At 58.8% G+C, this 12571-nt stretch carries 12 protein-coding genes and 1 pseudogene; 10 read left to right on the top strand and 3 right to left on the bottom strand.

The features are described 5' to 3' along the window. Positions 1 to 84: 84 nt before the first annotated feature. Entirely contained in the window at positions 85 to 726 is a 642-nt protein-coding gene (gene yihA, locus DFS28_RS00325) for a ribosome biogenesis GTP-binding protein YihA/YsxC (RefSeq protein ID WP_046044882.1), read from the bottom strand. 191 nt (positions 727 to 917) lie between these two features. Between yihA and DFS28_RS00330 the strand changes: the two genes are divergently transcribed. The 7 genes from DFS28_RS00330 to DFS28_RS00365 all read left to right on the top strand — a co-directional run bounded on the left by DFS28_RS00330 (position 918) and on the right by DFS28_RS00365 (position 8243). Continuing rightward, positions 918 to 1208: a cytochrome c5 family protein gene (locus DFS28_RS00330; protein WP_008156007.1), complete on the top strand. Its 291-nt coding sequence runs from the start codon at positions 918 to 920 to the stop codon at positions 1206 to 1208. A 46-nt stretch (positions 1209 to 1254) separates the two neighbouring features. Next, positions 1255 to 1866, top strand: coding sequence for a cytochrome c4 (locus DFS28_RS00335; protein WP_008156009.1), 612 nt, complete (start codon positions 1255 to 1257; stop codon positions 1864 to 1866). Positions 1867 to 2066: 200 nt separating this feature from the next. Further along, complete coding sequence (locus DFS28_RS00345; RefSeq protein ID WP_111448136.1) at positions 2067 to 2708, top strand: thiol:disulfide interchange protein DsbA/DsbL; 642 nt, start codon at positions 2067 to 2069, stop codon at positions 2706 to 2708. Between the two features lie 14 nt (positions 2709 to 2722). Continuing rightward, positions 2723 to 3601 (top strand): endonuclease/exonuclease/phosphatase family protein, encoded by an 879-nt coding sequence (locus tag DFS28_RS00350; RefSeq protein WP_111448137.1) that lies wholly within the window; start codon positions 2723 to 2725, stop codon positions 3599 to 3601. Continuing rightward, complete coding sequence (locus DFS28_RS00355) at positions 3598 to 5670, top strand: GGDEF domain-containing protein (protein WP_111448138.1); 2073 nt, start codon at positions 3598 to 3600, stop codon at positions 5668 to 5670. Before DFS28_RS00350 ends, DFS28_RS00355 begins: the two co-directional genes overlap by 4 nt. A 103-nt stretch (positions 5671 to 5773) precedes the next feature. Continuing rightward, positions 5774 to 6553, top strand: coding sequence for an N-acetylmuramoyl-L-alanine amidase (locus tag DFS28_RS00360; protein WP_111448139.1), 780 nt, complete (start codon positions 5774 to 5776; stop codon positions 6551 to 6553). 76 nt (positions 6554 to 6629) lie between these two features. Then, complete coding sequence (locus tag DFS28_RS00365; protein ID WP_111448140.1) at positions 6630 to 8243, top strand: EAL domain-containing protein; 1614 nt, start codon at positions 6630 to 6632, stop codon at positions 8241 to 8243. Positions 8244 to 8255: 12 nt separating this feature from the next. Here DFS28_RS00365 and DFS28_RS00370 read toward each other — a convergent pair whose 3' ends face one another. Together DFS28_RS00370 and algB are read right to left on the bottom strand one after the other, a co-directional pair. Next, the gene (locus tag DFS28_RS00370; protein WP_111448141.1) at positions 8256 to 10046 is read right to left on the bottom strand and encodes an ATP-binding protein; all 1791 of its coding nucleotides are present in this window, start codon (positions 10044 to 10046) and stop codon (positions 8256 to 8258) included. Between the two features lie 10 nt (positions 10047 to 10056). Next, positions 10057 to 11403, bottom strand: coding sequence for a sigma-54-dependent response regulator transcription factor AlgB (gene algB, locus DFS28_RS00375; protein WP_111448142.1), 1347 nt, complete (start codon positions 11401 to 11403; stop codon positions 10057 to 10059). A gap of 434 nt (positions 11404 to 11837) precedes the next feature. Here algB and DFS28_RS00380 point away from each other — a divergent pair, with 434 nt between their 5' ends. From DFS28_RS00380 to DFS28_RS00390, 3 genes and pseudogenes are all read left to right on the top strand, one after another. Beyond that, on the top strand, positions 11838 to 12125 hold the full coding sequence (locus DFS28_RS00380) for a hypothetical protein (RefSeq protein WP_111448143.1): 288 nt from the start codon (positions 11838 to 11840) through the stop codon (positions 12123 to 12125). An 81-nt stretch (positions 12126 to 12206) separates the two neighbouring features. Continuing rightward, on the top strand, positions 12207 to 12371 hold the full coding sequence (locus tag DFS28_RS00385) for a DUF1328 domain-containing protein (protein WP_003177151.1): 165 nt from the start codon (positions 12207 to 12209) through the stop codon (positions 12369 to 12371). Between the two features lie 66 nt (positions 12372 to 12437). Continuing rightward, positions 12438 to 12530, top strand: a pseudogene (locus tag DFS28_RS00390) (Ivy family c-type lysozyme inhibitor); the annotation flags it as partial. Between the last annotated feature and the right edge of the window lie 41 nt (positions 12531 to 12571).

Genomic DNA, 12571 nt, shown 5'->3' on the forward strand with positions numbered 1-12571 from the left:
AGCGGTCCGGAACTTGAACCCCGGAACTTCCCCCTCCCCATAAGAAGTCCGGGGTTTTTTTTGCCCGCGGTTTTGTAAATGAGCTTACTCCGCGAGCTCGGCGCCCTTGTCCGCCAGTTCCATCCAACCCGCCAGTACAGTGTAGGCGTCTTCCAGGCCCATGCGTTTTGGCGCCGAGAACAGCTGGATGCTGATCGCATCTCCCCAACCCTTGCGGATGTCTGCCTGAACCTTGAGCAGGACGTTTTTCGCCGCGCCGTAGGTCAGCTTGTCGGCTTTGGTCAGCAAAATGTGCATCGGCATGCCGCTGGCGACAGCCCAGTCAAGCATCAGCAGGTCGAAGTCGGTCATTGGATGACGGATGTCCATCATCAAAATCAGCCCCTTCAAACTCTCACGACCACCCAGATAAGCTTCCAGGTGACGCTGCCAGTGCAGCTTCAACGGGATAGGCACTTTCGCGTAACCGTACCCCGGCAGGTCGACCAGACGACGATCATCGTCTAGCTTGAAGAAGTTCAAGAGCTGCGTGCGACCCGGAGTTTTCGAGGTCCGCGCGAGGCTAGCGTGCGTCAGGGTGTTCAGCGCACTGGACTTGCCGGCGTTGGAACGCCCGGCGAAGGCCACTTCAAAGCCTTCGTCGTCGGGACATTGATCGACTTTGGCAGCGCTGAGCATGAAGGTGGACTGTTGGCACAGGCCGAGGATGGGGTTCTTGAGTTGCATGGGATTTCCGATGTGGGCGGCGCCGGGAATGGACGCGGCGAGCAGTGTCGTTTCCGTTTCAGTGACGCCAGTATATAATGCCGCAGATTTTGTGTGCGCTTTGTCCCAGCGTAGGATGAAGTTCACGAGAGCGATTGACCTTGATTGCGCACTAGAACGCAGAACGCTCTCAACCCTGAAAAGGTCGTTTTATGACGAAATGGCTGCTAGCTGCCGGTGTCTTGATGCCGCTTTATAGCGCTCAGGCTACACAGGATCCGGAAGCTGTGTACAACCGTGTTTGTGGTGCCTGTCATTCCGGCCAACTACCCATGGCGCCCAAAAAGGGCGATCAGGAAGCTTGGACGCCGAGGTTGGCGAAAGGTATGGAGACGCTGGTGCAACACGTGACCCAGGGTTTCAAGGCGATGCCGCCGCGTGGTTTGTGCATGGACTGCAGTGCCGAGGATTACCAAGCAATCATCCAGTGGATGAGCGAGTGATCCCGGTCCATAACTCTTTAACCCTTAGCCGTAGTTGGATTAGCTGATGAACAAATTGATCGTGAGTCTGCTGTTGACCGTGGGGATCTCCGGCATTGCCCATGCTGCAGGTGATGCGACTGCTGGTCAGGCGAAAGCCGCAGTATGTGGCGCCTGTCATGGCCCGGATGGCAACAGTATGGCGCCTAACTTTCCGAAACTGGCAGGCCAGGGCGAGCGTTATCTGAACAAGCAGCTACACGACATCAAGTCCGGCAAACGCACGGTACTGGAAATGACCGGCCTGCTGACCAACCTGAGCGATCAGGACCTGGCCGATATCGCCGCCTACTTCGCCAGCCAGAAAGGCAGCGTCGGTGCCGCCGACCCGAAAGTCGTTTCTCGCGGTGAAGCACTGTTCCGCGGCGGCGACCTGGCCAAGGGCCTGCCAGCCTGCACCGGCTGCCACTCGCCGAATGGCGCAGGCAACGCAGCTGCCGGCTTCCCGCACCTGGGCGGCCAACACGCTCAATACATCGCCAAGCAACTCACCGACTTCCGCAAGGAAGAGGCCGGCCGCACCAACGATGGCGATACCAAGCCGATGCAGAGCATTTCCAAAAAGCTGAGCGATGAAGATATCGCAGCGGTGTCCAGCTACATTCAAGGTCTGCACTAAGACCGGCGAATCGGGCGTTGCGCGAGGAGTACACCTCCAGCAACGTTAACGCTCGATTAATCTGTCGATGCAAGCATAAAAAGGGTGGCTTTGGCCGCCCTTTTTTGTGGCCGCTGCCGTTACACTACAGAACTCAAGCCCGCCAGTACCTGTCTGAAAACAGGTCGCGCGAGGCGACCAAAATTGTCCAGGAGTAAAGCATGCGTAATCTGATCATCAGCGCCGCACTCGTCGCTGCCAGCCTGTTCGGCATGACCGCCCAAGCTGCTGAAGCACCCGCAGCGCCTTATGTCGAACTGACCAATCCCGTCCCGGTGGCCGTGCCTGGCAAGATCGAAGTGGTGGAGCTGTTCTGGTACGGCTGCCCGCACTGCTACGCTTTCGAACCCGTGATCAATCCATGGGTTGAGAAACTGCCTTCCGACGTGAACTTCGTCCGCATTCCGGCCATGTTCGGCGGCCCGTGGAACGCACACGGCCAGATGTTCCTGACCCTTGAAGCCATGGGCGTCGAAAACAAGGTTCACGCGGCGGTGTTCAACGCCATTCAGAAAGAACACAAGAAGCTGGTCGACAAGAATGAAATGGCCGATTTCCTGGCCACTCAGGGCGTAGACAAGGACAAGTTCCTGGCCACCTTCGACTCCTTTGCCATCAAGGGCCAGATCGTCAAGGCCACTGACCTGGCCAAAAAGTACGAAATCTCCGGAGTTCCGACCATGATCGTCAACGGCAAGTATCGCTTCGACGTGGGCTCCGCCGGCGGCGCCGAGCAAGCATTGCAACTGGCCGACAAGCTGATCGAAAAAGAGCGAGCGGCTAACAAGGCTGCTGCCAACTAAGCGCAGCGACTGCCATGCGCCGCTGGGGCACTGAACGCGTCGTTGGCCTGCATGCTCCGCGGGTCAACGAACATCATCTGGAATCGACTGGCCTGCCCACAGACAGTCGTCTGCGTCTGCTCAGTTTCAATATCCAGGTCGGCATCAGTACCGAGCGCTATCACCACTACCTGACCCGGGGCTGGCAACATCTGTTGCCGCACACCGGGCGTGCCGACAATCTGCAAAAGATCGGCAATCTGCTAGGCGACTTCGATCTGGTCGCCTTGCAGGAAGCCGATGGCGGCAGCCTGCGATCAGGCTACGTCAACCAGGTCGAACACCTGGCCCAGCTCGGTGCATTCCCCTACTGGTATCAACAACTCAATCGCAATCTCGGACGCCTCGGCCAGCACAGCAATGGTGTGCTCAGCCGCCTGCGCCCGTGGGCGATTGAAGATCATCCACTACCGGGGCCCAAGGGTCGCGGGGCGATTCTGGTACGCTTTGGCGAAGGTCCTGAGGCGCTGGTGGTGGTCATGATGCACCTGGCGCTGGGCGCTCGCGCTCGCAGCATGCAACTGGCTTACATCCGCGAGTTGATCGGCGGCTATAAACACCAGGTGCTGATGGGCGACATGAATACCCATGCCAGTGACTTGCTGCAAAACTCCCCGTTGCGTGACCTCGGCCTGCTTGCGCCGCAACTGGAAGCGACGTTCCCCAGCTGGCGCCCGCAGCGCTGTCTGGACCATATTCTGCTGAGCCCCACCCTGACCCTTGAAAAGGTCGAGGTGCTGGCACAACCCATTTCCGATCACCTGCCGGTCGCGGTAGAGATTCGTCTGCCGGGTTCGCTCACGGCCGATGCATTGCCCGCGTTGAGTCCTGCCCCTCGCGGATCCCATGAATGAGCGACGAAGCACAGCGCTGGAAAGAGAAATACCTCAAAAGCATCGAACAACAGGAAAAACTCGAACGTCGATGGGACGCCCGACTCGACCTGCTGCGTCGTGGCCTGGTGCGCAGCACGCTAGCAGCCGAGGGCACCGACCGCGTCGTTGACCAGTGCATGAAGGAAATGCGTGAAGTCGTGCGCTCCGACGACATGGACGCCGGCCTGGCCGCCCTGCTTCCTCGGCTTGAAAAAGCCGTACTCGACTCCGAACAACGCCGGGAAACCCGGGTTAATCAGACCAGCGCTGCATTGACCGCGCTGGTCTCGCAGCTGCAAACATTACCGCTGCCCCGCGAAGTAAGCCGGCCGCTGAAAAACTTCGCCAAGCAACTGGATGCAAGAGTCGGGCAGGCGCGCGAAATTCCGTTGCTGCTCAGCGAACTGAGCGGCCTGCAAGGCAAAGCCCTGAATCAGCTTGAAAACCCGGCAGAACCCGGCCGCCCTGGTTTGCTGCAGCGACTGTTCGGTAGCCGTGAAGCGGATGAAGCGGTATTACAGGTTGCCTCCGGCACCTTCCTGACGCCCACCCCGCAGCCAGCCAAAGCGGTTGCTGTGCCTCATGCCGAGAAACCACAGGTCTCTGTCGGTCTCGCGCCAGAGCTCGATAAGCCACAAGTGGCGGTCGCACAATTCGCCGCGTCCGCTCCTGCATCCGAGCCACCGCCGATCGAGGCTCCGCCCGCAGCAGCGCCTTCTCCTGCCGTTGTAGCGTTTGTCCCGCCGGTGCTTGAGCCGGAGCGGGCTCGCGCCCAGACTCCAGAGACGCCACCGCACATAGAACATCCAGAAGAACCCGCTCCATCAATCATCGAGCCAGAAATACACGCTCAACCGGCAATCAATCCCGACGAACTGACCCCGGTAGCCTATCTCGACAGCCTGCCGTTGCCCCCGGCCATGGCCGAGGCGTTGGCCGCCGTAGACACTGATCAATCCGAGCCGGATGTTCTCTACGCCCTGCCGGACTCACCCGAGCCGTCCTACAGCTCAGTGGCCAAGCATATCGAAGACACGCTACTGGGCCTGCTCGACGACCTGACGCTGCCCGAGCGTCATCGTCCGCAAGCCGAAGCGATGCGTGATCGCCTGCAAAACGGGTTGAATTGGTACGAACTGCTGCCAATCCTCGACGATCTGGCAACCTTGATGCTGGCAATCACCGACAGTGGCCAGCATGAATTCGAAGCCTACTTGCAACAGCTGAACGAACGCCTCGAGTCGTTCCAAAGCAACTTGCAAGCCGCCAGCGAAGGTCATGCCGACAACCGTTCCGCCGCACGCGAGATGGACACGCAGATCCGCGAGCAGGTCGACGGCTTGCAGAGCAGCATGCAGGAAGCCGCCGACCTGGACGATCTCAAGCACGTCCTGGAAAACCATCTGGAAGGCCTGCTCGGCACCATGGACCAGCACCAGAAGCAGCGTGACGAGCGCGAGCAGGAAGTCGCCGCCCGCCTTCACAGTCTGGCCGAACGCGTTGCGCACATGGAGCAGGAAGCCCTGGGCTACCGCGAGCATCTTGAGGAGCAGCGTCAGAAAGCCTTGATCGACCCGCTCACCGGCCTGCCTAACCGGGCAGCCTGGAGCGAACGGCTGGATCACGAAATCAGCCAATGGCAGCAACACGGCAACACCCTGTTGCTGGCCATGCTCGACCTCGACCATTTCAAACGCATTAACGATAACTATGGTCACCTGGCGGGCGACAAAGTACTGAAAATCATCGCCAACGTACTACGCAAGCGCCTGCGCGGGACGGATTTCATTGCCCGGTTCGGCGGTGAGGAGTTTGTCCTGTTGATGCCAGACACAGTGCCAACGGCCGGTGCGAAACTCCTGGAAAAACTCCGCGCTTCGATCGAAGCCTGTCCTTTCCATTTCAAGGGTGAGCCCGTAACCATCACCATTTCCATGGGCCTGACTGCATTCAAACCCGGCGAACATAGCGATCTGGTGCTGAAAAGAGCCGATCAGGCTCTATATCGCGCGAAACATGCCGGCCGTAATCAAGTGGCACTGGGCTGACGGTTAATTGTTCCATTTTGTTTAAAACTTCGCGTTGGCCGTCTGCGCGCAAGGCAGTACGTTACACTGTTGCATTACTGTCTTGCGTGTATTGCCTTCTGCCATGAAATATCCAGCTCTCATCGTGTCGCTGCTTCTGTTGGCCGGTTGTGCCAGCGGCCCCCGCTTCGACACAAGTCACCCTTCAGCCAATTACGACAGCCGCATTCAGTTCGTGGTGGTGCATTACACCTCCGCGTCATTGGAGCGCTCGCTGCAACTGCTGACCCACGGCGAAGTCAGCAGCCACTATCTGATTGGCGACGACAAGGGCGCCACCATCTACAAGCTGATGGATGAAAACCTCCGAGCCTGGCACGCCGGGGAAAGCGAATGGCAAGGCCGGACCTGGTTGAACTCCAGCTCCATTGGCATCGAAATCGTCAATCCGGGCTTTAAAGACACCCCTGCCGGGCGCCTTTGGTACCCCTACAGCGAAGACCAGGTCCAGTCCCTGATCGTCCTGCTCAAGGACATCAGCAAGCGTTACGCCATCAATCCCCACAGCATCATCGGCCATAGCGACATCGCCCCGCTGCGCAAGCTTGATCCTGGGCCGCTGTTCCCATGGAAGCGTCTGGCTGCCGAAGGCCTGGGAGTCTGGCCGAATGAGCAGGCCGTAACGCGTCAGCAAGCACAGTTCGAAGTACAACTGCCCACCATCAGCTGGTTTCAGGCACAGCTGGCCCGCGCGGGTTATCCCACGCCGCAAACCGGCGAACTGGATGTTGCAACACGTCATGTGATTGCGGCCTTCCAGATGCATTTCCGCCCGTCACATTTCGATGGCACACCGGATGCGCAAACCGCGGCGCTTCTACAAGTCTTGAACCAGACAAAATAATGACGCCCGCCCGACGGTCAGGGCTTTTTTTCAAATCAGCAGCTATAACTCATTGGTAATACTTCGGATATTCCCTATGCCTGCTGCTCGAGAGACACTTCGTAGTTGGTTCTTTCGCCCTTGGTTTTTGGCGATACTGGCTGCTGCCTTGAGCGCGACACTCCTGATGGCCGGCAGCCTGTTCGTGGCCATGCATCAAGTCGAGCAAAGCGAAAGCGAAGTGATGAATGCCCAGGGCGAGCGCTTCCTTGCTCGTCTGGAGCAGCTGTTCGGGCAGTTGCGTGAAAGTCTCGACGACCTGGAAGCCCAGCCGTTACGCGGCTGCGATGACGAAATGATCGCGACCTTGCAACAGGTCAGCTTCAATTACCGCTTCGTTTACGAAGCCGCTTATATGGACGCCTCGCGGATCTGTTCCAACCGCCCCCGCCAGGAAGGGCTGTCGATGATAAGACCGCCAGACATCAAGGGGCCGACCTACAGTTACTGGCTGAACACCACCACCGAACCCGATGAAAACCGTGCCGCGCTGATGCTCGGACGCGGCAATTTTCGTGTCGCGACGTCTCGCGGGCACTTGACCGACATGGTCGACCTACCACCGGGCAGCAGCCTGCTGGTGGTGCTCGACCACGGTACGCGCGCGATTCCGGTGCTGGGCGTCTCGCAGGCCTGGCCCCCCACCGAACCCTGGCCCCCGAAAAGCCTCGACGCGCTACAAGTGACGCATTCCCGCCTGATTTACCGCATGCCCACCAACAATCCAGAATACCAATTGGTGCTGATCAGCCCGCGCACCGGCATGCATGTGCCCGCCGTCTGGTGGTGGTTGCTGCCGGCCAGCCTGGCACTCGCCTTATGCGTGGGTTTTCTGGTACTTCTGCTGGTGCGCCAGCGACAGTCGCTGGACGCCGAACTGAGTGGTGCCATACGACGAGGCGAATTGCAGGTGCTGTATCAACCGATCTTCGACCTCGACAGCCGCAACTGTGTCGGGGCGGAAGCCTTGCTGCGCTGGCGAAGACCGGACGGTACCCTGACCAGCCCCGACCTGTTTATTCCGATGGCGGAGAACACCGGCCAGATTCGCCAGATGACCGACTTCGTCCTGCAACGCCTGCTTGAGCAGCTGGGTCATTTGTTGCGGGCCAATCCGCAACTGTACATCTCGGTCAACCTGGCGGCCTGCGACGTCATGGTGCCGCGTATCGGTCAGGTAATGGCGCGCCTGCTGACCTTGCACCGCGTCGCGGCAACGCAAATTGCCTTTGAGGTCACCGAGCGGGGATTGATCGATGTCGTGGTCGCCCGGGAAAACCTGCAAGCCTTGCGGGATGTCGGGCATCAAGTGCTGATCGATGACTTTGGCACCGGCTATTGCAGCCTCGCCTATCTGCAAACCCTGCCAGTCGATTGCCTGAAAATCGACAAGGCGTTTATCGATGCACTGGGTCATGACGCTGCAAGTAGCGGTGTCGCCCCGCACATCATTCACATGGCCCAGGCCCTGCAACTCAAGGTGATCGCCGAGGGCATCGAACTTGAATCCCAGGCAGCGCTTCTGAGCAGCGAAGGCGTGAAGTTCGGTCAGGGTTGGCTGTTCGCCCATGCGTTGAGTGCAGTGCAGTTCATCGAGCTGATTACCCGTGGCCGCCGAATGGCCGGCCGACGTCTCGATGATGAAGCCTGAAGCGGCTGCGGCTTAAACCGACAACGCCATATAGAACTGAGTACCCTGCCCCGGTCGCGAATAAACACCCATCCGTCCGCCGTGCAACTGCACGATTTCCTTGCACAGTGCCAGACCGAGCCCGGCACCGCCCTTCTTGCGACCCACCTGTACAAAGGGTTCGAAAATCCGCCCCTGCTGACCATAGGCAATACCTTCGCCGTTGTCCTCGACGCTGATAATCACCCGCTCCCCATGGCGTCGAGCCTGCAAACGTATTTGCCCGCCGGAAGCGGTGTGGCGCAACGCGTTATCGATCAGGTTATCGAGCACCCGGTCCAGCTGCGGCTGATCGGCCTGCAATCGCGGCAATGGCCCTTGCACTTCCACTAGCAGGTTGATGCCCTGCTCTTCTGCCGGGCCGGCAAAACGCGCCCGGGCCTGGTCCAGCAAATCCTCGATGGAGCACGGCGCCAACGTGAGTTTCTGCAATCCGTTCTGGTAGCGAGAGAAGTTCAGCAGGTCGTTGATCAACTGCATCAAGCGCTGCATCTCTTCATTCACGGTGTCCAGCAGATCAGCTTCACGCGAGTCCTTGGCAAAGTGCGCGCGCTCGCGAAACAGGCCGAACGCCATGTGCATCCCGGTCACCGGCGTTCGCAATTCATGGGAGGCGCGCAGCACGAACTCGCTGCGCACCCGTTCAAACGCCCGCTGTTCGGTGACGTCATGCAGCACCATCACGGCGCCCAGAATATGCCCCTGCGTATGGCTGACCGGCGTCAGACTGAAGGTCAGCAACCGCGACTCACCGTCGACCTCGATACTCAGGTCCTCAGGCGCCCGCTCCAGGGTGCCGCCGCGCAGCACCAGTTGCAGCTGATCATCGAGTTCGGGGCGCTCAAGCGCCGTACCCAGACCTTGACCGAGACGTTCACTGTCCCAACCCAACTGACGTTGCGCAACCGGGTTGAGGTGTTCCAAACGGCCATCGCGGTCGATCATCAGCAACCCATCGTCGATGCTGTCGAGCACGGCCTGCAACCGCTGCTGGCCTGCGAGCAGTTCATCGACATTGGTGGCCTGATGCTCACGCAGGGCCTCGGCCATGATCCCGAAGCGCTTGGTCAGCAGGTTCATTTCCACGGCCGAGGAAATCGGTAGCGTCACTTCGAAATTGCCTTGGCCGATGTTGTCCGCCGCTTGGGCCAGAGCCTCGATCGGCGCACCAAAACGTTGAGCGATAGCGTGGGCGGTGACGAAGCCGATGATCAGCACCGCCAGCCCCACCAGCCCGAGCAGGCCGGCAATCAGCAGCGCCCTCTCCCGAGCCTGCTGTTCGGTGGCATTGATGTTATCCAGCGCACGCTGTTGCTCGAGGATCAAACCATTGCGCAGCGCATTGAATTTTTCGGTGAGTTCTTTGTTGCCACTCAACACCTGCGTCGAGTCACGTGACAGGTCGTACACCTGCAGAAAGCTCAGGTAGTCAGTCTTGGCTTGTTCAAAACCGAATTGGCGCTCATCACCACCCTGGACATGGACAATGCCGTCGTCAAGCAACTGGAAATAATGCTGCTTGGACGCCTCGAACGCTGCAGGATCCGGCTTCTCGCTGAGCATGATCATCAGCTGATCGCCCAAGGTCTGACGCAATTTCAGCCCCACGTCGAGCGTGACGAAATTACTGCGAATCAGCTCCTCCTGAGAACTCGCCATCTGCATCACGCTGACCAGCCCGAGCAACAGCCCAAGCAGCGCCACAGTGATCAGTGCCGAAATACTCAGAAACAGCCGCGTGCGCAACTTCATCGCCAGTCTCATCGGAGACAGCTCACAAGTTGTACTGCTTGCGTTTTCGGTACAACGTCGAGGCATCGATACCCAGGGTCTTGGCGGCCTGGTCCAGGGTATCTGCCGTGGCGAGGACCGCTCCGATGTGGGCTTTTTCCAATTCATCCAGGCTCAGCGCAGCGCCGATGCGAGGCGCGTTGGTGACCGGGGTTTCAGCCATGCCCAAGTGACTGATCTCGACCCGTTCCTGTGGACAAATGATGCTTGCCCGCTCCACAACGTTGCGCAGTTCGCGAATGTTCCCCGGCCAGCGATAGCCGAGCAGCGCTTCACGGGCTTCGTCGCTGAAGCCTCGAGCCGGACGCGCGTATTCCTTGACGAAACGGGCCAGAAAGCGATCGGCCAGGGTCAGAATATCCTCCCTGCGCTCGCGCAGTGGCGGCAGGTGCAAGGTGATGACGTTCAGGCGGTAGAGCAAATCTTCACGGAAACGGCCGTCGCGGACCATGTCTTCGAGATTCTGGTTTGTGGCCGCGAGGATACGCACATCGGCGCGGCGGGTGACCGGGTCACCCACCCGTTCGTATTCTTTATCCTGGATGAAACGCAGCAGTTTAGGCTGCAAAACCAACGGAAAATCGCCGATCTCGTCAAGAAACAGCGTCCCACCGTCGGCCTGATTGACACGACCCAGCGTACTTTCGCTGGCCCCGGTGAACGCGCCACGGCTGTGGCCGAAGAGCTCGCTTTCCATGAGTTCGGCGGTCAGGGACGGGCAGTTGATCGTGATGCAGGATTTCTTCGAGCGCTTGCTCCAGCCGTGAATGGCCTGGGACAGCTCGCCTTTCCCGGTGCCGGACTCGCCGAGAATCAAAATATTGGCATCGGTGCTGGCCACCTGGCGGGCGGTTTCGAGCACGACTTTCATCGCCGGGCTGTGAGAGTCCAGGCCATCCTTGGGTTTGCGCACTTCGCCTTCAAGGGCTTCCAGGCGTGCCGACAGTTGCCGCACTTCCAGCTGCTTGGCGGTGGCCAGGCGCAATTGGTCGGGGCTGCAAGGCTTGACCAGATAGTCAGCGGCGCCGGCCTGAATGGCATCGACCGCCGTGTCCACGGCCGAGTGCGCGGTGACGATCACCACCCTCATCCAGGGCGCCTGAATGCGCATTTGGGCCAGCACATCAAGGCCGTTGTCTTCCCCCAGACGCAGATCGAGGAAACACAGGTCGAACACTTGACGTTGAAGCAGTGCATCAGCCTGAGCGGCGCTGTTGGCGGTAGCGACGCTGTAGCCTTCATCTTCGAGGCAATAACGGAAAGTACGCAGGATAGCTGACTCATCGTCCACCAGCAGAATGCGGCCTTGATGCTCAGAGGCTGACTCCATTTTCCTACGCTCCTTAATGAATGATCTTGGTTAGTCCCAGAATAATCGGGCAAGTTGCATGGTTGATTCTGGTCGATTTCAGCCACAGCAGCGTAGCTCTCCCCTCACCCTACGGCTAATCGCCTGATTTTGTTGTTTTTTTATCAGATAGCCGGTTCGCAGGCGATTGGCTGTGTCCCCTTGTGACATCCACACCCTCTTTGCAATTCAAAAATATTGAAAGTTCCCACGCGTCCATCGTGCATTACGCACGACTTCAAAAGGACCATCGTGCAGGATGCGTCCGATCCGGTTTCCACATCATCAATAAGCCATTGATTTTATTGAATTTTATTATCAGCAAAAGCTGGCATGCAGACTGCAACAGTGTGATTAACCGGGCATTCAAAAAGTCGCCCCTAACAAGATCACCACAGAGTGGGAGGAGCTTCAGGATGAGTCGCCAACGTGCCGCCCAGTTGCGTATCTCGCCACTGCATATCCAGCAAGGTCTGTTTGCTGTTCTGGCGCTTTTAATCACCTTGATCGCCGGCCAGCAGTTTCAGCGTTGGGAGCAGAACCAGCAGCAAGAAGCGCCACGCTTGTCGATTCAGCACCCGACCCAAACTCATTTCAGTGCGGCCAGCAGTAACCAGGCTGACAGCCCCCCAATGCGAATGATGGACGTCGACCAGGCTCAGCCTGCGGATGAGATGCCTCACCAGGAACGTTGGGTGTTCTAAACACATGAACTTGGCGCGTTCGATGCGCCGGGAAAAGCACCACAAGCAACATCTCTAAATAGAAGCGTAAGGAGAATCACCATGTTGAGCTGGGCAATCACATTCTTGATTATTGCCATCATCGCTGCGGTACTGGGCTTCGGTGGTATCGCGGGCACCGCCACGGGTATCGCCAAGATTCTCTTTGTCGTGTTCCTGGTGATGTTCATTGCTTCCTTCTTCTTCGGCCGTCGCGGTCGAGGGTGAATATGAGCGTTTTGTTAAAGACACTGGCGGCCGCCCTGTTTCCGGGCGGCAGTGCCATGACAACAGCGACATGCCGGCTACCGCTTTCTTGGAAAGCCGGACCAGGGCATGCGGGACTTGTTGATGGAACCACTGAAGAAAGATCCACACGGGTACTGAATTCGTAACATGAAAGAAGCAGCATGGCTTCTTTCCACTGC

This window comes from Pseudomonas sp. 478 (genome assembly GCF_003254125.1).
GTDB lineage: Bacteria > Pseudomonadota > Gammaproteobacteria > Pseudomonadales > Pseudomonadaceae > Aquipseudomonas.